Origin of the sequence: Dactylosporangium sp. CA-152071, from assembly GCF_050936335.1 — a bacterium.
Taxonomy (GTDB): domain Bacteria; phylum Actinomycetota; class Actinomycetes; order Mycobacteriales; family Micromonosporaceae; genus Dactylosporangium; species Dactylosporangium maewongense.
In genome coordinates this window covers 5,234,518-5,255,688 of the sequence record NZ_JBNJMZ010000001.1, presented here as the reverse complement: position 1 = coordinate 5,255,688, position 21,171 = coordinate 5,234,518, and the positions used below count along the sequence as shown (strand labels likewise).

Below are 21,171 nucleotides of genomic sequence, written 5' to 3'. Positions count from 1 at the left end.
TGATGACTCCTCACCCTCGCACCGCTGCGCCGACCATTAGTCTCCCTGACAGCACCACGGTGAAGAACGGGGAGGGTCGGTTGGCGAGGGAAAGACCACAGCTGGGCTCTGTCGTCGCGGCCGTCGCGCTGGTCGTGGCGCTCGTCGCCGCGCTCGGTTCGGTGTACGCCGGACCGCAGACCATCCGCCTGCTGGGACTCGTGGGATCGGACGAACAGGCCAAGTGGACCGCCGGGGTCACCCCGGAGCTGCCGCCGGCCGTACTGGCGGCGATGGACAGCCAGGCCCCGCTGCCGTCGCCGGACGGGGTGAAGGCCGCCATCGGGTCGCTGCTGACCGCGCCCGCGCTCGGCCCGCACATCACCGCCTCCGTCGTGGACGTGGCGACCGGGCAGGTCCTGTACTCCTCGGAGCCCGACGCGGCCATGACGCCGGCGTCGACGACGAAGGTCGTGACGGCTGTGACGGCGCTCGCCGCGCGTGGGCCCGCGTACCGCATCCCGACCCGTGTCGTGGCCGGCGCGCAACCCGGCGAGGTCGTGCTGATCGGCGGCGGCGACCCGACGCTCGCGGTGTTCCAGACGCCGTATTACCCGGGCGCCGCTCGGCTCGACGACCTCGCCGCTCAGGTGAAGAAGTCGCTGGGCGACACCGCGCCGACGAAGGTGGTGTACGACATGTCCCTCTTCGTCGGTTCCGGCATCGGACCCGGCTGGGACGCCGACGCCACCACCGAAGGGTCCGGCGCGGTGATCACCCCGCTGATGACCGAGGGCGGCCGGCCCAACGGTGGCCAGTACGCCAAGCGGTACCCGCAGCCGGACGTGCAGGCGGCGCAGGCGTTCGCCAAGATGCTCGGCCTGCCGGCCACCGCGGCCGTCGCAGGCACCGCGCCGGCCGGTGCCAAGGAGCTCGGCAAGGTCGAGTCGGCGCCGATGGTGCGGCTCGTCGAGTCCATGCTGCTGCAGAGCGACAACGTGCTCGCCGACATCCTGGCCAGGCAGGTCGCGCTCGCCAAGAACCAGCCCGCGTCGTTCGAGGGCGGCGCCGCCGCGATGCGGATGGTGCTGGAGGAGCTGAACGTGCCCGTGACCGGGTACGGGCTGGTCGACGGCAGCGGGTTCTCCCGCAACGACCGGCTGTCCCCGGCGCTGCTGACCACCCTGCTGGCGATGTCCGCGCGTTCCGACCGCGCCGACCTGCACGGCATCTTCGGCGGGCTCCCGGTCGCCGGGTACAGCGGAACCCTCACCGGACGGTTCGTCAAAACGCAGGAAGGGGCGGGCGCCGCGGGTTTGGTCCGGGCCAAGACGGGCACACTGACCGGGGTCAACTCGCTGGCGGGCATCGTCGTGGACGCGGACGGGCGGACGCTCGCCTTCGCGTTCATGGCCGACGCGACCACCGACCGGGACAAGGCAGTGGTCGCGCTCGACCGGGTCGCTGCCGCGCTCGCCGCTTGTGGCTGTCGGTAGTCGGCCCGTCGCTACGGGTCGACTCCGGGTCTTCTCAGCAGCAGCCGGTGGTCCGGCGCGGGTACGGTGGGTGCATGGCGCAGTTCGTCGATTGGGATCTGGCCGCTGCAACCGCCGCGGCGTTGGGCAAGAGCGGCCCTGCCGTGTCCTACGAGGAGGCCGCCGCCGCAGTCACCAACCTCCGGGGGCTGGCGGACGAGGCGACCGAGCACGTCAGCTCCTTCACCGGCCTGCGCACGAAGGTCATCGCTCCGCCGGTGCGGATCGTCGACCGCCGCGACTGGGCGGCGACCAACATCGAGGGCCTGCGGCAGGTGATCCAGCCGCTCGCGGAGCGGCTCGCCGGCGGCAAGCAGCCGGGGCCGGTCGCCAGCGCGATCGGGTCACGGTTCACCGGCGTGCAGGCCGGCACCGTGCTGGCGTATCTGTCCGGCAAGGTGCTCGGACAGTATGAGGTGTTCTCCGTCGACCCCGGCCAGCTGCTCCTGGTCGCCCCCAACATCGTCGAGGCGGAGCGCCGGCTCGGTGCCGAGCCGCGCGACTTCCGGCTCTGGGTGTGCCTGCACGAGGTCACCCACCGGGTCCAGTTCACCGCCGTGCCCTGGATGCGGGGCTACTTCCTGGGCGAGGTCGGCGCGTTCGTGGACGCGTCGCAGCTCAACCAGGACCAGCTCGCCGAGCGGCTGCGGCGCGGCATCGGCGCCCTCGCCGACGTGGTCCGCGACCCCAACAGCAAGGTGTCGGTGCTCGACCTGGTCCAGACGCCCGGCCAGCGGGCCGTGCTCGACCGGCTCACCGCCCTGATGACCGTCCTGGAGGGGCACGCCGAGTTCGTCATGGACGGCGTCGGCCCCGACGTGGTGCCGTCCGTCGAGGACATCCGGGCCAAGTTCAACCGGCGCCGCGAAGCGGCCGCCAACCCGCTCGACCGGGTGCTGCGCAAGCTGCTCGGTGTCGACGTGAAGATGCGCCAGTATGCCGAGGGCCGCAAGTTCGTCCACGCGGTCGTGGAGCGCGTCGGCATGGACGGCTTCAACAAGATCTGGCAGTCGCCGCTGACCATCCCGCGGCTCGACGAGCTCAGCGACCCCGACGCCTGGGTGGTGCGGGTGCACGGGTCGAGCGCGCTGCACCGGCCCATGGTCTCGCCGCCCGCCCCGCCGGCGGCCGCCGCGGCGCCCCCGGTGACGGAGGGTTCGCCCGCGAAGGCCGGCGTGGTCGAGGCGCCCCCGGCGCCCGTGCCGACGGTGCCGGAGCCCGCCGAGACGGCGCCGGCGGAGGCGGGGATCGCGGACGCCACCGAGGTTGCGGGCCTGTCCGTGGAAGAGGTCACGGCCCCGCCCACGACGACGGCCGCCCCGGTCACGCCCGCGACGACGGCTGCCCCGGGTGACGGGGCTGCCGCGGCGACCACCAAGACGGTGGCAGAGCCGGTCGGCGGGTCCTCGGAAGGGACCGGCGAGGACGCCGAGGCGGAGCCTGCCGAGGTGGAGCCGCTGGTCGCCAAGCAGGGCGGCAGCCAGGCGGCAGCAGGAGACGAGGGCGCGCAGGAGCAGCCGGCCAAGCCCGACGCCACCGGCTGATCGAGGTGGCCGCGCTCCCGCCGGCTGTGGCGGCGGTGCGTGCCGCGGTCCGGCGCAGCCTGGGCGACGTGGCGGCCGGCGACACGGTGCTGGTCGCCTGCTCCGGCGGCGCCGACTCGCTGGCGCTGGCGGTGGCGGCCAGGTTCGTCACCGCCCGGCTGCGGGTGCGCTGCGGGCTGGTGACCGTCGACCATGGCCTGCAGGCCGGGTCGGGGGAGCGCGCGGCCAGGCTCGCGGCGTGGGCGAGAGACCACGAGTTCGACCCGGTGGACGTGCGGACGGTCAAGGTCGCCGGGCACGGAGGGCCCGAGGCGTCCGCCCGCAACGCGCGGTATGCGGCGCTGGTCGCCGCCGCGAAGTCGCACCGGGCGGTGCTGGTCCTGCTCGGCCACACCCGCGACGACCAGGCCGAGACGGTGCTGCTGGCGCTGACCAGGGGTGCCGGGCCGCGCGGGATCGCCGGGATGCCGGCCAGGCGGGAGCGGCAGGGCGTGCTGTTCGCCCGGCCGCTGCTGGACGTGACACGGGCCGACACCAGGGCCGCGTGCGAGGTGGCGGGGCTGACGCCGTGGGAGGACCCGCACAACACGGATCACGCGTTCGCCAGGTCGCGGGTGCGGCCGCTGGTGGCGGCGCTCGGACCGGCGGTGATCGACAATCTGGCCCGCACGGCGGCGCTGATCGCGGCCGACACCGCGCACCTCGACGAACTGGCGTCGGACGCGTTCGAGAAGGCGGCGACGGGGGCGGACGAGCTCGACATCGCCCAGCTGGAGCGGCTCCCGGCGCCGGTACGGACGCGGGTGCTGCACTCGTGGGCGCGGCGGCTCGGGGTCTCCGGCGGGGCGCTCTCCCACCGCCACGTGGTCGCCATGGACGCGCTGGTCACCGACTGGCACGGGCAGGGGCCCGCGGCGCTGCCGGGTGGCCTGCGGGTCGCCCGCCAGGGCGGCAGGCTGCGGCGGATCACGTAAGATCCACAGATGTCAAAGGACCTGCATCCGCGCCGGCCGGTGTACGCGCCGCGCGGTGTCGTGGCGACCACCCAGCCGCTCGCGGCGTCGGCCGGGCTGGCGGTGCTGCGCAGGGGCGGCAACGCCGTCGACGCGGCGATCGCGACCGCCGTGGCGCTGACGGTGCTGCAGCCGGGGTCCAACGACATCGGCAGTGACCTGTTCGCGCTGGTGTGGGACGGCGAGCGGCTGCACGGGCTGAACGCGTCCGGCCGGTCGCCGGCGCTGCTGACCCGCGACCTCGTCGTCGAGCGCGACCCGGCCGCTCGGGCCACTGCCGCGCTCGGCGGCGCGCAGGCCGTCGCGGCGCAGGTCATGCCGGCCCGCGGCTGGCTGCCCGTGACCGTGCCCGGCGCCCCGGCGGGCTGGCACGACCTGCACGAACGCTTCGGGTCGCTGCCGTTCGCGGACCTGTTCGACGACGCGATCGCCTACGCCGAGCGCGGCTACGGGGTCTCGCCGACCGTCGCGCACCACTGGGACCGCGCGGTCGAGGCCGTCCACGCGGGGCTGTCCGGCGAGGAGTTCGCCGAGTGGGGCCGCGTCTTCACGCTCGGCGGCCGGGCGCCGCGGGCGGGGGAGCGGTTCAGCAACCCGGACGCCGCCCGCACGCTGCGTGCGATCGCGGCCACCGGAGGTGCCACGTTCTACCGCGGTGAGCTGGCCGAGCGGATGGTGGCGCACGCCGAGCGGACCGGTGGGCTGCTGCGGGAGGCCGACCTGGCGGAGCACGCGTCGCTCTGGGTCGAGCCGCTGTCCGTCCGGTACCGCGGACACGACGTCTGGGAGCTGCCCCCGAACGGCCAGGGCATCGTGGCGCTGCAGGCGCTCGGCATCCTCGACGGCTTCGGGGCCGGCGGCGCCGCTGACCTGCACCGGCAGATCGAGGCGGTCAAGCTCGGGTTCGCCGACGCCCATGCTTACGTGGGCGACCCTTCGCCGGCTGTACAGTGGCCGCCGCTGCTCACGGAGGACTATCTGGCGAAGCGGCGGGAGATGATCGGCGAGGACGCCGCGGAGCACCCGCCCGGCGATCCCGCGCGGGGCGGGACGGTCTACCTCTGCACCGCGGACGCCGACGGCCGCATGGTCAGCCTGATCCAGTCGAACTACATGGGCTTCGGCTCGCACGTGGTCGTGCCGGGCACCGGCTTCAGCCTGCAGAACCGGGGTGCCGGGTTCGTGCTTGCCGAGGGTCACCCGAACGAGGTCGGACCGCGGCGCAGGCCGTTCCACACGATCATCCCGGGCTTCCTGACCAGGGACGGAGCGCCGGTCGGGCCGTTCGGCGTGATGGGTGGCCACATGCAGCCACAAGGCCACGTGCAGGTGGTCCGGTCGACCGTCGACGACCTGCTGGATCCACAGGCGTCGCTCGACCGGCCGCGCTGGTACTGGCACACGGGGCTGGACGTGCGGCTCGAGTCCGGCCTCGCCGGCGCCGCGGACGACCTGCGACGGCGCGGTCACCGGGTGCGCATCGTCGACGAGCAGGGCGCCTTCGGCTACGGACAGGCGATCTGGCGCACACCGTCCGGTTACGTGGCGGGCTCCGAGCCGCGGGCCGACGGCGCGGCACTGGGCTATTGATGGCGGATGTCTCCTTGAGGGTGACCCGCCGTCGATCCGGGAGGGCCGATACGGCAGGCTAGATCCATGGCCGACGGCAGCACCTGGCACGCGTCCGACATCGACCACGTGATCATCAGCGAGGAGCAGATCCGCGACAAGACGGCGGAGCTCGCCAAGCAGGTGGCGGCGGACCACGCCGACGCCAAGTCGATCCTCCTGGTCGGGGTGCTCAAGGGCGCCGTCATGTTCATGGCGGACTTCGCCCGCGCGCTGGGCCGGGTCGGCCCGCCCGTGGAGCTCGAGTTCATGGCCGTCTCGTCGTACGGGCAGGGCACGACCTCGTCCGGGGTCGTCCGCATCCTCAAGGACCTGGACCGCGACATCACCGACCGGCACGTGATCGTCGTCGAGGACATCGTCGACTCCGGCCTCACGCTGTCCTGGTTGCTGAAGTACCTCGAGAGCCGCTCCGCGGCCCAGGTCGAGGTGGTGGCGCTGCTGCGCAAGCCCGATGCGCTGAGAGTGAACGTCCCTGTGCGGTATGTCGGCTTCGACATCCCTAGCGAATTCGTGGTCGGATACGGGCTCGACTACGCCGAGCGCTACCGTGACCTGCCCTTTGTCGGTGTCCTGAAGCCGTCGGTGTACGGCCGCGGCTGACCCCGCACTTCCTGGGAGTCTGCTGGGAGCATCTCCGTCCCGGCCCACGCCGATCCGCGACTGTCGGTGCCACGGTGTACCGTCAAATGGTCGCGAGCGTCAACTAGGCCATTCTGTCGACGCTTTCGACATCGCGTCGGCACACTGGGTCCGGCGCGGTCAGCGGTCTTACGGATGGAGGGGCCGGGCGCCGCGTGCGCTCGACGACAACATGGAACGTACCCGTTTGTTCCGCCGGCCGGTGGTCTGGATCCTTGTGGTGATCATCGGTGCGATCATCCTTAGCTCCCTCTTCACGTCCGGCCCCAGCTACACGAAGGCGGACACATCGCAGGTGCTTGCCTTGTTGCGCGAGGGCAAGGCCAAGAAGGCGGTGATTCAGGACAAGGAGCAGACGCTCAAGCTTGACCTGAAGACGAAGGAGTCGATCAAGGGTTCCAAGACCGACAAGGTCGAGACCCAGTTCACCGCCCGGTCGGCCAACGACCTGCAGAATGAGCTCAACGAGCTGCAGGCGGCTAAGAAGCTCGACCAGTACAACGTCAATGTCACGCAGGACAATATCTTCGTCAGCCTGCTGATCAACCTGCTGCCGATCGCGGTGCTGGTCGTCCTCCTGCTGCTCTTCATGTCGCAGATGCAGGGCGGCGGCTCGCGGGTGCTCAACTTCGGCAAGTCGAAGGCCAAGCTGATCTCCAAGGACACGCCGAAGACGACCTTCGCCGACGTGGCCGGCTCCGACGAGGCCGTCGAAGAGCTGCACGAGATCAAGGACTTCCTGCAGGCACCGGCGAAGTACCAGGCCCTCGGCGCCAAGATCCCGAAGGGCGTCCTGCTCTACGGCCCGCCCGGCACCGGTAAGACGCTGCTGGCCCGCGCCGTCGCAGGCGAGGCCGGCGTGCCGTTCTACTCGATCTCCGGCTCGGACTTCGTCGAGATGTTCGTCGGTGTCGGCGCCTCCCGGGTCCGTGACCTGTTCGAGCAGGCCAAGGCCAACGCGCCCGCCATCGTCTTCGTCGACGAGATCGACGCCGTCGGCCGTCACCGCGGCGCCGGCATGGGCGGCGGTCACGACGAGCGCGAGCAGACCCTCAACCAGCTCCTCGTCGAGATGGACGGCTTCGACACCAAGGGCGGCGTGATCCTGATCGCCGCGACCAACCGGCCCGACATCCTCGACCCCGCGCTGCTGCGCCCGGGCCGCTTCGACCGGCAGATCGCCGTCGACCGGCCCGACATGGAGGGCCGCAAGGCCATCCTCCGGGTGCACGCGAAGGGCAAGCCCTTCACGCCCGACGTCGACCTCGACTCGGTCGCCCGCCGCACGCCCGGCTTCACCGGTGCGGACCTGGCCAACGTCATCAACGAGTCGGCGCTGCTCACCGCCCGCAGCGAGAAGCGCGCGATCACCAACGACTACCTCGAAGAGGCCATCGACCGGGTGATCGCCGGCCCCGAGCGGCGCACCCGCATCATGAGCGACCACGAGAAGAAGGTCACCGCCTACCACGAGGGCGGCCACGCGCTGGTCGCCTGGGCGCTGCCGCACTCGGCGCCGGTGCACAAGGTGACGATCCTGTCCCGTGGCCGTTCGCTGGGGCACACGCTGGTCCTGCCGACCGAGGACAAGTACACGCAGACCCGCTCCGAGATGATCGACACCCTTGCCTACGCGCTGGGTGGCCGGGCCGCCGAGGAGCTCGTCTTCCACGAGCCGACCACCGGCGCCGGCAACGACATCGAGAAGGCGACCGCGCTCGCCCGCTCCATGATCACGGAGTACGGCATGAGCTCCAAGCTCGGCGCCGTCAAGTACGGCGTGGGCGACGGCGAGCCGTTCCTCGGCCGGACCATGGGCCACGAGCGGGACTACTCGGAGAAGGTCGCGGCCGAGATCGACGGCGAGATGCGCGCCCTCATCGAGATCGCACACGACGAGGCGTGGGAGATCCTGGTCGAGTACCGGGACGTCCTGGACCAGATCGTCGAGGAGCTGTTCGAGAAGGAGACCATCTCGCAGAACGACATGGCGCGCATCTGCGCCCGCGTCGTGAAGCGGCCGCCGATGGCGCCGTACAGCGGCAACGGCCGCCGGCGGAGGGCTCTGGAGGCCGGCGCCAACGGTGCCGAGCTCGGGACGCCCGTCGGGGTGAACGGCGATGGTGACCACGTGCGGATCACCAGCGGCGGCGAGACCACGGACGGCAAGAACTGAACGAGATCAGCAGCACCGAGCCCGACGCCGATGACGATGGCGCCGGGTTCGGTGTTTCCACGGAGCCCTTCCTCAGTGGCGAGCTCGACCATGTGGCCGCCCGCCTCGTCAGCGGGAAGCTCGGAGGTGTGGAGGTCGAGCGCAACGTCGACCTGAAGCGCATCGAGGCCGCCGTCCGCGAGATCCTCATCGCCGTCGGCGAGGACCCCGACCGCGACGGGCTGCGCAAGACGCCCGGCCGGGTCGCCCGGGCCTACGCCGAGCTCTTCGCCGGGCTGCGGGTCGACCCCGCCACGGTCCTCTCCACGACCTTCGAGGCGGACCACGAGGAGCTCGTCCTTGTCCGCGACATCGAGGTCATGTCGATGTGCGAGCACCACCTGCTGCCGTTCCACGGCGTCGCGCACATCGGCTACATCCCGGGCCACGACGGCCGCATCACGGGGCTGTCGAAGCTGGCGCGGCTGGTCGAGGTGTACGCGCGGCGGCCGCAGGTGCAGGAGCGGCTCACCGCGCAGATCGCCGACCGGTTGATGGAGGAGCTCAACCCGCGCGGCGTCATCGTGGTCATCGAGTGCGCCCACATGTGCATGTCGATGCGGGGCATCCAGAAGGGCGGCTCGCGGACGATCACGTCGGCGGTCCGCGGCCTGCTCCGCGACGACGCCAAGTCCCGCGCCGAGGCGATGTCGCTGATTCTGAGCGGCTAGCGCCCAGGTGCTGCTGTGAGCCCGGTCGCCGCTTGGTGGCCGGGCTTTGTGTTTCCTGCGGGCGCTGACCGGCGCGGCGCTTGGCTTCCCGGCGGGGCTCGTGAGGGGTGTCAGCCCAGGAAGAGCACGCCGGCGAAGACGATCATGGGAATCAGGGCGAGGAGGCTGATCGCCATACCCATGACGGGCGTTCTGGAGGTCGGGCGGCGGGTCGTCGCGCCGATCGTCAGCCAGCCCAGGGCGAAGGCGAGGGCCGGCAGTACCAGAGCACACGGCAGCGCCAGAAGGCTGATCTCGTCGAACCGCTCGCCCGCCAGCAGCGTCGGCACCTGTACGACGGCGGCGAGCACAGCGAACGTGAAATAGACCGCGGCGTTGATCCAGACCCTGGTGCTGGAGGCGGTGTCGGACCTGCCGGGGGCGGCCAGCGCCGCCTCAGACTGCTTCAGACCGGCCGCCGCCACGCGGAGGGCATGGGACACCCTCCCCGGCAGCGATTCGGGCGCTGGAGGGCTCTGGGGGCGTACAGCACCCGTACCGCTCGCGCCGCCCGCAACGGAGACCGGCACGCCGCTGACGGCCGCGGGGCGCACGGGGCCGCCGCTGACCTGAGCCGGGCTCTTCGCCTGCGCCGGACCCTGACCCGGACTCTGCGGACGGGCGGGGACGCCGCTGACCGGCGGGCGGTAGACGGGTTGGGCTCCGGTGGGGCCGTTCAGCGCGCCGCCCGGGGGCCGGTAGACGGGCTGGGCGCCCGTGGGGCTGTTCAGCGCGCCAGGGTAGGTCTGGTACGGGCCCATGATCGCGCCCGTGTTGCCGGCGGTGCTGCCCATGTACAGGTTGCCCGTCACCGGCGGGACCGCGCCCGCGGGTCCGGCTGGCGCTGGTGACGACGGTGGGGCCGGTGGGGAGCTCACCGGGGCCGTCGTGCGGGGGGCCTGCTGCGGCGCGCTCCTGCGGCGGCCGCCGGGCTGGGCCGCGCCGGTCAGCACCGAGGCCGCGGTCTGCGTCTCCTGCCAGCTCGGCACCACGTCGAACGGGCGGCCACCGACCTCGCGGGCGACCTCCGTCAGGTACGCCTGGTGGTGGGCGAGCTTCGCCCGGATCGCGGCGAGGTCGTCGCGGGCGGCCTTCAGCGCCGCCTTGTGCTCCGCGACGACGGCGATCACCTCGCGCCGGACCGTGTCCAGCCGCTGCCCGGCGGCGACGTAGTTGAGCCAGGCCGTGCGGCTCGGCTCACCGACCGGGGCGGGTGGCGTGGTCCAAGGGCCGACAAGCTGGGCGCAGACCCGGCGTACCAGATCCGCGGGCGGTTCAGGGTCGAGGTACACCGGGGCGTTGAGCCTCCCGGGCGTGACGCCGGTGCCTGAGAACGTCGCGCCCGGCGGATCGCCCACCCAGGCATGCGGGTTGCGGATGGCGATCTGCGTCGCGTGCGGCAACGGTGCTTGCGTGGTCTCCGCCGTCAGCGGCGGCGGCGGCCAGCCCGCGGCGATCAGGTGCAGCCGGCCCGCCGGACCCGCGTGCGCCAGCCCCGCGATCCTGGCCAGGTCCCGGCCCTCCGTCAGCTCCGGCAGCGACGCGATCACGATCAGCAGCGTCGGCCCGGCACCGTCCGTGCGGGCGGCGAGCCAGTGCTCGCCCTCATCCAGTACCGCGCGAAGACCCTCCGCATCGGTCGCCGGCGGCGGCATGATCGACTCGATGCCGGCGAACCATCCGAACGTGGACCCTTCCTCGACCGCGTCCACCGCTCGAATCCGCACCGAACCCGGCGGCGACGAAGCCAGCAGCCGCAGCACCAGACTGCGCAGCAACCCCGCGACCCGGCTGTCCCTCGCATCGGCGTCGATGGCGATGTGCCCCGCCCGGAGCAACGGCACCACCACCGGGAACCGCGCGTCGTCCAGCGGATGCGCCTGCCCGACCCGCACGAACGTCGGCGGCAGCGGCCCCCCGAGCGGCGTGGTGGGCGAGAGCGCGTCCAGCTGTGCCCCGAGCCAGCCGGGCGCCAGCAGGTTCGCGTCGGCCCGCAGCCCGGCGGTCAGGTCGTGCTGCTCCGCGTACTGCTCCGTCGGCGCCGCACTGGGCGAGTAACCATCGAGGATCGGCCCGGCGGCGGCGACCAGCGCAGCGGTGTGCCGGTGCAGCGCTGCCGCTCGCTCGATCCGTGCCCGCAGCCGTGCCACCGTGCCCCTTTCCGCCCGCTCCGATCCAGCAGATGCCGGAACGGTAACGCAGTCCGCGGAAGCAGTCAGTAGGCGCACTGGGAGTCTTGTATTCCCGCAGGTGACCGCCACACCCTCCCAACCACACCCCACCCCCTCCCGATCTTGCACCCACCCCCGCCGATCCCTCAGAGCGCGTGGGAGCGTGCCAGCCTCGATGCGGCCCGATAGCCTCTGAACCGTGGACGCATCGAAGCCGAACGAGCCAAACCTCGATCAGGGCAGGTCGATCCCGAGATCCCGCCCCGGCAGCGACGAGGTCCTCGAAGGCGAGATCATCGGCAAGGACGAGCCCCTCGGCCGCCCCGCCCCCACCCCGCCATCCAGCCCCCCGAAGCGAGGCCTCGGCCTCCGTAAGACCTTGCTCCTTGTGATCGCAGTAGCCGCCGCCGGCCTCTGCCTGGGCGGCTCAATCACCGCGTACATCCTGTACGACAAAGCCACCACCCCCGACCGCAGCACGCCCGAAGGTGTTCTCGAGCAATATATCGAGGCAAAATTTTCCTCCAGAGACAACATTCGAGCGAAGCTCTTCGAGTGTCCCACTGCTAGCCTTAAGGAAGTAGATGCTGCGCTCGCTGCAGTCAAAGAGCGGGAGGCAAAATTCGCCATTAGGATTACGGTGAAGCCTGCTCGATTCGATGTAAATGCCGTCGGGACTCAGGCAGAGGTTAGGGCGACGCTGAACGTCTTCGTGCCAGAGTCGGATGGACGTGAAACTGTTTCTTTGCAGGAATGGCGTTTCCTGCTGGAAAAGAGCCGCAGCTGGTTGATCTGCAGTGCGGAGCAGCTGTAGCGCCTACTCGATCCAGATTAGGTGGATCGGCAGTTCAAGGGTCTTCGGTGTTTGTCCGCTCCAAGCCCACCGATACCAGTCCAACTCTTTACAGACCCGCACGCAGATGTCGCCCTCGGTGCTGCTGTACGGCTCTGTCACCGCTCGAAGGTCCCGCTCGTCCCTCCCGGCCTTGTTGTCAGGGCCTGGGACGCGTACGACGCGGAGTCCGGTTACCACCCCGACCTCCCGAATCGGCCGAGGCGGCCGAGGCGGCGGCACGTCAAGCGAAACGAGCCGTCCCACCAGGTCCGAACGCCCCTCGGCGGGGGTCACAGCCGAAGACGTCCGCTCCACCCACACCCGCTCGATCGGCACCAGCGGCGCAAAGACCTCGGTTCTTTCCGCTTCGGCTCGGTACCATTCCTGCTCCGGCAACGCCGGCACATAGGTCCGGCTCGCCTGCACCACCGGGTCATCGACCCGCAGATCACCCCGCCAGCCAAGACCCGGCATGCCAACCATCGCCCGGTGCCCGCGGAGGTCGCGAACGGACACGGCAGGCACCAGTTCGATGCCTACAGGAGCACGTTCGGCGCCGCCGGCAATCAGATCCCAGTCGGGTAGATCATCGCTCGGGAAACCGCTCACGGCTCCCCTCCCAGTGGCGCCCCCATCAGCTGCATGAACTGAACTGGATCCATCGCGCCGTTCTTGCTCGAGTCGCTGTTCCGGTGCGTCTCGAAATGCACGTGAGGACCCGAAGAATGTCCGGTCGTGCCCGAGAGCCCGATCTCCTGACCGGGCGCAACGCTTTGGCCCACCACGACGCTCGGCTGTTTCACCATGTGGCAGTACCGCGTGATGATGCCATTGGCGTGCAGAATGTCGACGAACCAGCCGCAGCCACGAACGGATGGTGAACCATCCCGGTCGCAGCCCCACGGTTTACCGTTCGGGCCGATCGCGTCGCAGCGCACTTTGATGACACGCCCCGCCGCCGCAGCGTGGATGACGGTACCTCGCGGAACGATGAGATCGACGCCCTGATGAGTGGGGCGGGAGGCGGTCCGAAACCCTGACCCCACCTTTCCCTTGACCGGTGCCGTCCAGCCAGAGGCGGCGATCTGGCCGGCACTGACGCATTGCAGGTCGGTCTGATCGCCGACCGCGCGGGCTGCGCCGCCCGTCAAGGAGTTGACCACCGTCGAGGCCAGTTCCTCATGCTTTGCGTAGGCATTGGGGTACGCGCTGCGCTGCACCTTCTGAGCGGCGCGAGTCAGGCTCATGGTCTGCCAGCCGGGAATCGTCACCAGCTTCTCGTAGAACTTCCGCGACGCGTACTTCGGATCCATGATCTGCTCGGGTGTACCCCAGCCGGTGCTGGGTCGCTGCTGGAAGAGCCCGAGTGAGTCGTGGTCGTTGCGAGCGCCCAGATTCGGCAGGTTACGGAGCCATGACTCCTGCATCGCCGTCGCGACGGCGATCACCCAGCCCCGGGGCGGCACATTGAGATCCTGCCCGACCCGCACGATGATCGCCGCATTACGTACCTGCTCCTGGCCGAGCCTGCGATGGTTCGGCATCTCTGCCGCCACGTCGACCAGTTTCCCGTTGCCGCAGCCGGAATCGTAGGTGACGGTCTTGTTCGCCGCGTCGAGGAAGAACGACACCACGCCTCCGCCGCAGCAGACCAGAATCAGTACCGCGGCGAGCGCCACCAGCAGCGCAGGGCGGAGCCTTCGCTGTCCGCCCTCACCGTGCTCGTCAGCGGTCTCGAAGTCGGTCACGCCACCTCCCAGTCCAGCGAGGTGACCTGCCAGCGGCCACCGATGGCCTCGAGCTGCAGGATGATCGTTCCGCCATCAGCCGGAACCTTGGCGGTAGCGACCTGTCCGAGGTTCTCCACGACCGTAGAGCCGGTGATCGTAGCGGCAGGGACGTCGCTCGGATCCGTGTCGGCCAGGTCTTCCATCAGTTCGTTCGTCGCGTCCGGCTTCAACCCGTCCCGCCATTGGGCGCCGGAAATACCGGGCTTGCGCAGCCAGGCCTTCGCGAACCGAGTGGCCACCGTGCTCGCGTCGGCGGCCCCCTTGCTCAGGGAGGGCGCCGCCGAACTCGGCTCCTCCACGACACCGTCGTCACCGAGCGAGTTGTACGGGTCCGGCGTCGTCGTTGCGGGAGCAACGGTAGGTCCGAGTGCGTCGTTGCCGGTCCCGTCATCGTCCGTGAAGACGGTGCGGCCGAATCCCACGACGATCAGCACAACAACGATCAGGACCATGGCGATGCCGTACCGCGTGCCGAGCAGACGCAGAACCGTACGCATGGACGCTCACCCCGGCAAGTTCGCCGACTCCGGCCGTCGCGTCGGCGACCGGTCGGACGTGGACCGTTCGGAGTCGGGCCGATAGATCGAATACGACGGCGCGGTCTCTTGCGGCAAGTCGGGCTCTTCCCACGTCGGCTCCCGCCGCCGTCGCTGCGGACCGTCCTGCCGCGTCGTCCGCTCCTCAGGACGCGTCCGGTCGCCACCTCCACCGACCGCCACGACGTCCTCGTCCCGCGTCTCCGGCCGGTGCTCTGGCCGCTGATGTCCCGGCAGGCTGTCCCCACGTTGCCGCGGCTCATTCGTTCCACCGGCGTCAACGACCTTGAGCGCCGCAGCCTGCCGCACGTCCCGCAAGAACAACCGGTGCCAGCTACCAGCGGATGTGATGGCGCGAGTGGAATCCTTCCCACCGAGCTGCGTGATCCGCCGGTAAGGCCGCAGCAACAGCCAGCCGACGACTCCAGTCAGCCAAATAAGCAAAACCTGCAGCCACCCGGCAAGCGAAGAAGTTCCGAGAATCAATGTAACTGCCAGCAGATAGATTGCTGATCCTGTTCCAAAGATGACGATGTTGAATATCGCCGCGATCACCGCATTGCCGAGTCGGCGAAGGCCCGCATTTGCTGGGCGTAGAAGGCCGACAGTGCCCAGGATTGGTGCCGCGATTACGGCCCATCGGAAAATCAAGAATCCGAGGAAAACGAGCACCGATGCGGTCAGGTCGAATAAGGCGAAGAACAGTGCGGAGAGGATCGCAAGGAATCCGGCGCCGATTCGGTCCATGCCATTGCTGCCTTGGAGGTGCTCGTACGCCTCAGGATCTTCCGTCTTGATCTGTTCGGCGACCTGCATCCAACGCTTCTTCTTCTGATCAGTCAGAATCTTGCGTTCGTTTGACTCGATAGCTGGCCCAGGGCGCTTCAGGCGGATTCGTTCTTCTTCGCTTTCGCGAGCCCGTGACTCGGCGGCGCGAATTCTGTCAATTTCATCCCAACTAAAGGACTTTGCGTCATATAGTGCGGGGCCATATTTTTGGGCTGTGATGCTGTCCGCGGACCCGAGTGTCCCGCGAAGCCAATTTCGATACAGAAGTCCGTCAACGACCGTGTCGCTTGCCCGCGCCGCTGGAGGTCGTATGTCTATGCACGCTTTTGGTTCGGGGTTACGGCATTTATCTGCCGGGATGCTTTCGTCAGGTGGGCCGATGGCGTCGTGGATTACGCCAAGGCTGCCGATCAACGTCTTGTCGGCGAGACCGGCAGAGAGTTGCGGCCATGATGCTATGCCCGTGATGAGGACCATCACAAAGATTGCCCAGCCCGCCGTGGTCACCGCACCGGAGAGATCTGCCTGCCGTGAGCGCCAGAGTAGGTACATTCCGACAATGGTCAATGTTACTGCGCCAAAAGCAGTGAAGACTTTTTCGTATACTGCTTTGGTTGCGGTCTCGACGAGAGGATCCGCCCAACCCCAAGTCGCTGACGGATCCCACGCCCGCTCTCGCAGAGCGTTAGATGCCCCAATGATCGAAGTTGCAACGAGGAATTCGCCGTTGGCAATCGTTCCTTCGAACTCTGCGCTTGGATTCCTGACTACTGAAGCGCATTTCAAGTCGTAGGTCGAAAAGTCGTAACCGGCGTATCCATACTCGCTATAGCGGTAGGCAAAGCGTAGGCCTGTGCCGGTTTTGGGTCGGCTGGCAAACCAGCCCGCCATGCCTGAATCTGGCGCGCTCGGAGTTGGTGCGTCCAGGCAGCTAATTCGAGACTGGACGTCTACCTGCAATCGATCGGCGCAGTTCTCGAAGTTCCCCGGTACTCTCCATTCCTGGACCGTGCACAACGGGTCCCCTGGGGCGCGGGCTGGGGTGGCGGTGGCTGGGGAGATGGGGCCGGCGAAGAGGGTTGCCAGGGCGGTGACGATGACCACGGCTGCGTGCACGGGCAGGCGTCTCACCGGTCGACCTCCGAGTCGTCGTCGTGGATGTCCACGATCTCGCCGCCGACGGTGTCGCCGGTTGGGATGCCGCCTGGGGTTGTGTCGAGGTAGCGCAGGAGGTCGCGGACGTACGAGACGTCGACGCGGACCTTCTGGACTCGGCCGTCGACGTCGCGCATGACGAACTCCCGGAAGCCGAGGCGCGAGGATGAGGACGTGTCGACCTGGGAAAGGGCGGCCAGGGTCTGTTCGTAGCCGACGTCGGTCGGGACGCGCAGGAGGCGGAGGGCCTCGGCGGCGATCTCGGAGTCCTCGGCGATGCGGCCGACGAAGACGGTGGAGACCAGGTTCTGCACGTCCAGGCCGAGGATGTCGCGAGGGTTCTGGGAGGCGACCAGGGCGGCGAGGTTCCACTTGCGGGAGTCGCGGGCGAGGCGGACCAGGAAGGAGCGGCCGGAGCGCCAGCCTTCCATGAAGTGGGCCTCGTCCAGGCCGACGAGCTTGCGCTGGGTCATGTCGCCGCCGTAGCAGCGGCGGACGGCCAGGCGGTGGGCGGTGTGGAGCATGGGGAGGGCGAGGGACTCCTCGGCGGACCAGTACTCGCGCTCGATCTTGAGGTCGGGTAGGCGCAGGCCGGCCATGGTGATGACGGTGAGGGTGGCGTCGGCGCCGAGGAGGCCGGCCGGTGGGGTGCCGAAGAAGAGCATGGCGAGGGGCATCTCGGCGGTGTCCAGGAGGAGGTTGCCGAGCTCGAGGGCGTCGTGGTCGCCGGTGTCGCGCAGGGAGCGGATGACGTCTTCCAGGGTCGACGACTCCTCGGCCGGGACCTGGCGGACGGCGTGGCGGAGCATCGTGGCGGTCGAGGCCTCGCGGGCGACCTGCGGCGGGACCAGCATCATGCAGATGTCCTGCACGAGCATGCGGCGCTCGGCGCGCGCGTTGGAGATGGCGATCTCGAACTCGCGGTCGCCGGAGGGGCCGGGGACGTAGTGGCCGCGCTGCGGGGTGGGGATCAGCGAGTAGGGCGCCAGGGTGCCCTGCTCCGAGCCGGTGAGGTTCAGGACGCGCGAGTACGGGGCGAGCTCGGGCATCGCGCAGAGGCGGGCGAGCGGCCCTGAGGGGTCCAGCAGCGTGACCTGTACACCGCGGCGGGCGTTCAGGTAGCCGAGGGCGCCCATGAGGGTGGACTTGCCACCGCCGGGCTCAGCGACGAAGACGGCGAGGCCGGAGCGCTCGCGGACCTCCATCGGGAAGTGCAGGTCGAGGAAGACAGGGCGGCGGGAGGTGCCCGCGGTGCGGCCGATGAGGTCGCCGCGGCGGTCGCCGACGGTCGAGGCGGCCTGGGGGAGGGCGGCGGCGAAGAGCTTCACCGGCATGCGGCGCAGGTAGCCGGTGTTGGCCAGGGGCTCGCCGGGGATGAACTCGCGCGCGAGCCAGTCCTGCTGCTTCGGGTGCTGCAGGGCGACGCGCATCTCGCGGGAGTACATCTGCGTGACCCGGCGGGCGCGCTCCAGGCACTCCTCGCGGGTGCGGCCGCCGACGGCGATGCGGTGCCAGCCGTGCGCGCGCGAGGAGTCGACGGGCAGGCCGGTGCTGATCTCGTCGCCGATGGTGAGGGCGCGCTTGGCGAGCCGCTCCAGCTCCGGTGGGGCGTCGATGCCGTGCTCGCTGTAGTCGGCCTGCTGGGAGCGGATCAACCGGAGCCGGTGCTCGAGGTTACGGAACGAGTCGTTAGGGCCGAGGATGTCGATCCGCGAGGAGAGCTCCATCGGCCAGGGCAGCCGCTCGTGGAAGTGCAGCCACGGCTCGTGCCGCTCGGGGATCTCCAGGGGCTCCATGCGGCCGACGGTGAGGACGGCGACGTGCCGCTCCTCGCCGCTGACCCGGTTGACCAGCTTGACGGTCGAGCCGTACGGCGTCCGGTAGCGCTCCACCTGCTCGGTCAGCGCGAGCAGGTCGCCGCGGTCCCAGCCGCCGTCCAGCGAGGTGACGTGCGCCGGCGGCGACATGCACAGTGCGACGGAGCGGTAGAGCAGCCACTCCAGCTCGTAGGCGGTGACCCGGCGGCCGCGCATGCCGAACGCGCCGAGCACCTCGTCGAACTGCTCGACGGTCCGTGCCATCCGGCGCCGCTCGGCGTCGGCGACGCCGCGGCGGAAGAGGGCGCCGATGCGCTCGGCGAAGGTGTCGCCGAGGGTGCGCCGGGCGAAGGAGATGCCGAGGTACGTCTGGCCCTCGGCGTGGTTGATCGCCAGGAGGTGCTTCTGCGCGGCGACCAGGTGGTCGGTCCACGACGGGCCGGCGCCGGCCGTGGGCAGCGGGAACGGCGTGTTGTTGTCCACCACGCGCGCCCACTGGTCGGCGGGGAACGGCCGGGTCGTGCGGCGCAGGTGCAGGCGGAAACCGGCGAGGCCGGCGTACTGCTCGGAGATCGCCGACAGCAGCGCCTCGCGCTCGGCGTCGGGGCGGAACGCCCAGCGGACCTCGGGCAGCCAGTACCAGGCGGTGACGGTGTTGGGTGTGAACGTCAGGTGCCCGGCGATCTCGGTGATCGCCAGGTCGATCGACGGCTGCCGGTCCCTGACCCGGGGCTTCGGCGTGCGGTCCAGCGGCGTCCGCTTGCCGGTGGGCCGGGCGGGCTGCTTGGGCGGAGGGCTCGAGCGGCGCGCCGGGGGCACCAGGTCCTTGCCCGGCACGACTTTCCCGTTTGCGGTTCTGGCGCCTGTACGACTGCCGCCGTCGCCCATCGCCGGTGTGGTCAGACGGGGAGCGCGATCTTGCGCCTGCCGCTGCGCCGGCCGCTGCCGCTCGACGGGCGCGCGGTCGCCCGTGCCCGGCCTGCCGGGAAGCCGCGGATGCTCACCGGTGCCCGGCCGTCCGGGGTACTGCGGGTGCTCGCCGGTGCCTGATCGTCCGGGGACCTGCGGGTGCTCGCCCGTGCCCAGCCGGCCGGGGAGCCGCGGGTGCTCGCCGCTCCAGTCGAAGGCGTCCGGGTGCTCGCCGCTGCGCTCCAGGCGCTCGGCGGCCGTCAGCGGTCCGGATCGGGCGGCCGGAGGGAGCGCGGGCGGTGGGTCGGCCGGTGCCCGGTCCAACTGCCGCCGCTCAAAGGCATCCACCTGCCGCCGCTCGGCGGCCTCGATCTGCCGCCGCTCGGCGACGTCCGCCTGCTGCCGCTCGGCGGCCGCGTCCAGCAGCCGCCGTTCAGCGGCGTCCACCAGCCGCCGCTCGGCCGGGGCCAACCGCCGGTCGTAAGCGGAACCGGACGAGGGGACCGCAGACGTCGGAGCGGCGGAAGGGGAGGCGGAGGACGGCAGCGCCTCTGTCCGCGGCACCACCCGCTTCGGCGCCCGCAGGTCCTCGGGGGCCCGCCCGGCGCCGGACGTCGGGGCCGCCGACACCGGGATGCCGGAGATCGGCCGGTTGCCAGGGTCGCCGGCCGTCACGCGGTCGCGCGGCCGCCCGCCCGGCGGGTCGTCGAACAGCCCGAGGAACGGCGAGTCGACGTCGGCCGCCGGAGGCGCGCTCGCCGGGCGGTCGGCCGACGGGCCGCGGGCCGGCCCGCGGAACATCGCCACGCGACCGCCCTCGGCGGCGGCCCGCAGGCCACCGTCGTAATCGGACGTGTGCGCAGCGTCGTCATCGACGTCCGGCTGGTTGGAATAGCCCCCAGGACGGCGGGGAGGCGGGTTGGTCATGCGAGATCACCGGTGAGTTCCGGGCGGATACGCACCCTGGTGGCCACGAGCCGAGCGTCACGCTGCTCGTGGCTCGGCTCCCGGGTGTGGCGCCAGTCGGTCAGGGCTGTGCGGACCACCATCCGGGCGGGACGATCGGGGTCGACGTAGCGGAAGATCAGCGACGTCGCCACGATCGCGAGGGCGATCTCGTAGGCGGGGAAGTAGTCGACCTGCAGTGTGATCAGGTAACGGATGAACATGAACAGGGGCACCAGGAGCGCGAACACCCCGTACTGCGCATAGGGCAGCTGGATGGGCAGGGTGTAGCCGGGCGGCCCGAGGTAGACCAGGCGGGCCCGGTAGATGTCGTCGTCGGTGCGCAGCCGCATGTCTTGTTCACTCGTCTCAGCAGTGAGGCTCAGCAGTGAGTCCGGAAGGCACGGCAGCTCTAGTTGAAGAGCAGTTTGACGAGGGAGTCGCCGAAGAAGAAGAGCGACGCGGCGCCCGCGACGAAGGCCAGCCCGATGATCGCGATGGCGGAGCTGGTCAGCACCCGGGAGACCTCGCCCTTGCTGGCCCGACCGATGAAGATCACGCCGAGCGCCGCGAGGAGGATCGGCACGATCTTCGTGGTGAAGAACTGCAGAATGCCGTCGGTGTTGATCGTCTTCGGTGCGGGTTCGGGCGACGGCGCCAGAGCGATCGCATCAGCGACGCGGGTCGTCTCCCCCCACAACGCGTGGCCGATCTCCAACAACATCATCAGACCTCCCCGGAGGCGCGACGGGCGAGGTGCACGCCGCGCGTTAAGCCTCGCTGATAAGACGACCCGGTCATACGACCCCGGCTGCTGTGTCGCCCTCCAGCGGAACCTTATCCGGGCGTTTGCCCTGCTAAATGCCCATTGTCGGGTTTAACGGTCCGAATAACGTTCACTTGCAGAGAGTACGTTGCAGCCCTCTTTCCAACAAGCTGACCGGTCCGTGATCAGTG

General features: G+C 70.2%; 15 protein-coding genes and 1 pseudogene. 8 read left to right on the top strand and 8 right to left on the bottom strand.

The features are described from left to right. Positions 1 to 2: 2 nt before the first annotated feature. The 7 genes and pseudogenes from dacB (at position 3) to folE (ending at position 9,228) form a co-directional block, all read left to right on the top strand. The gene (gene dacB / locus ACQEVZ_RS23510) at positions 3 to 1,475 is read left to right on the top strand and encodes a D-alanyl-D-alanine carboxypeptidase/D-alanyl-D-alanine endopeptidase (RefSeq protein ID WP_425552453.1); all 1,473 of its coding nucleotides are present in this window, start codon (positions 3 to 5) and stop codon (positions 1,473 to 1,475) included. A 74-nt stretch (positions 1,476 to 1,549) separates the two neighbouring features. Continuing rightward, positions 1,550 to 2,593: pseudogene (locus ACQEVZ_RS23505) on the top strand (zinc-dependent metalloprotease); the annotation flags it as partial. 470 nt (positions 2,594 to 3,063) lie between these two features. After that, positions 3,064 to 4,032 (top strand): tRNA lysidine(34) synthetase TilS, encoded by a 969-nt coding sequence (tilS, locus tag ACQEVZ_RS23500; RefSeq protein ID WP_433369887.1) that lies wholly within the window; start codon positions 3,064 to 3,066, stop codon positions 4,030 to 4,032. 9 nt (positions 4,033 to 4,041) lie between these two features. Further along, positions 4,042 to 5,661, top strand: a complete 1,620-nt coding sequence (locus ACQEVZ_RS23495) for a gamma-glutamyltransferase family protein (protein ID WP_354889059.1) — start codon at positions 4,042 to 4,044, stop codon at positions 5,659 to 5,661. A 66-nt stretch (positions 5,662 to 5,727) separates the two neighbouring features. Continuing rightward, a complete protein-coding gene (hpt, locus tag ACQEVZ_RS23490) occupies positions 5,728 to 6,303 on the top strand; it encodes a hypoxanthine phosphoribosyltransferase (protein ID WP_344514126.1) in 576 nt (191 codons plus the stop codon). A gap of 211 nt (positions 6,304 to 6,514) precedes the next feature. Beyond that, the gene (ftsH, locus tag ACQEVZ_RS23485; protein WP_360564292.1) at positions 6,515 to 8,518 is read left to right on the top strand and encodes an ATP-dependent zinc metalloprotease FtsH; all 2,004 of its coding nucleotides are present in this window, start codon (positions 6,515 to 6,517) and stop codon (positions 8,516 to 8,518) included. Positions 8,519 to 8,610: 92 nt separating this feature from the next. Further along, positions 8,611 to 9,228: a GTP cyclohydrolase I FolE gene (gene folE / locus ACQEVZ_RS23480; RefSeq protein WP_344514130.1), complete on the top strand. Its 618-nt coding sequence runs from the start codon at positions 8,611 to 8,613 to the stop codon at positions 9,226 to 9,228. Positions 9,229 to 9,338: 110 nt separating this feature from the next. Here the strand turns inward: folE and ACQEVZ_RS23475 are convergent, their stop codons facing one another. Next, positions 9,339 to 11,417, bottom strand: coding sequence for a hypothetical protein (locus ACQEVZ_RS23475; RefSeq protein ID WP_433369881.1), 2,079 nt, complete (start codon positions 11,415 to 11,417; stop codon positions 9,339 to 9,341). A gap of 220 nt (positions 11,418 to 11,637) precedes the next feature. Here ACQEVZ_RS23475 and ACQEVZ_RS23470 point away from each other — a divergent pair, with 220 nt between their 5' ends. Then, positions 11,638 to 12,252, top strand: coding sequence for a hypothetical protein (locus ACQEVZ_RS23470; RefSeq protein ID WP_433369878.1), 615 nt, complete (start codon positions 11,638 to 11,640; stop codon positions 12,250 to 12,252). A 3-nt stretch (positions 12,253 to 12,255) separates the two neighbouring features. On the opposite strand, the gene ACQEVZ_RS23465 is transcribed toward ACQEVZ_RS23470, so the two are convergent. From ACQEVZ_RS23465 to ACQEVZ_RS23435, 7 genes are read right to left on the bottom strand one after another with little or no spacing between them, the layout of a single operon-like run. Beyond that, positions 12,256 to 12,882: a hypothetical protein gene (locus tag ACQEVZ_RS23465; RefSeq protein ID WP_433369875.1), complete on the bottom strand. Its 627-nt coding sequence runs from the start codon at positions 12,880 to 12,882 to the stop codon at positions 12,256 to 12,258. After that, positions 12,879 to 14,021, bottom strand: coding sequence for a M23 family metallopeptidase (locus ACQEVZ_RS23460; protein ID WP_344514136.1), 1,143 nt, complete (start codon positions 14,019 to 14,021; stop codon positions 12,879 to 12,881). The genes ACQEVZ_RS23465 and ACQEVZ_RS23460 overlap by 4 nt, the downstream gene beginning before the upstream one ends. Beyond that, a complete protein-coding gene (locus ACQEVZ_RS23455; RefSeq protein WP_344514138.1) occupies positions 14,018 to 14,560 on the bottom strand; it encodes a hypothetical protein in 543 nt (180 codons plus the stop codon). Before ACQEVZ_RS23455 ends, ACQEVZ_RS23460 begins: the two co-directional genes overlap by 4 nt. Before the next feature lie 6 nt (positions 14,561 to 14,566). Then, on the bottom strand, positions 14,567 to 16,492 hold the full coding sequence (locus tag ACQEVZ_RS23450) for an MFS transporter (protein ID WP_433369871.1): 1,926 nt from the start codon (positions 16,490 to 16,492) through the stop codon (positions 14,567 to 14,569). 23 nt (positions 16,493 to 16,515) lie between these two features. Beyond that, the gene (locus ACQEVZ_RS23445) at positions 16,516 to 20,196 is read right to left on the bottom strand and encodes an ATP-binding protein (RefSeq protein WP_433369868.1); all 3,681 of its coding nucleotides are present in this window, start codon (positions 20,194 to 20,196) and stop codon (positions 16,516 to 16,518) included. Further along, positions 20,193 to 20,567 (bottom strand): hypothetical protein, encoded by a 375-nt coding sequence (locus tag ACQEVZ_RS23440; RefSeq protein ID WP_327006656.1) that lies wholly within the window; start codon positions 20,565 to 20,567, stop codon positions 20,193 to 20,195. The genes ACQEVZ_RS23445 and ACQEVZ_RS23440 overlap by 4 nt, the downstream gene beginning before the upstream one ends. A 59-nt stretch (positions 20,568 to 20,626) precedes the next feature. After that, the gene (locus ACQEVZ_RS23435; RefSeq protein ID WP_344514201.1) at positions 20,627 to 20,938 is read right to left on the bottom strand and encodes a hypothetical protein; all 312 of its coding nucleotides are present in this window, start codon (positions 20,936 to 20,938) and stop codon (positions 20,627 to 20,629) included. Positions 20,939 to 21,171 lie beyond the last annotated feature (233 nt).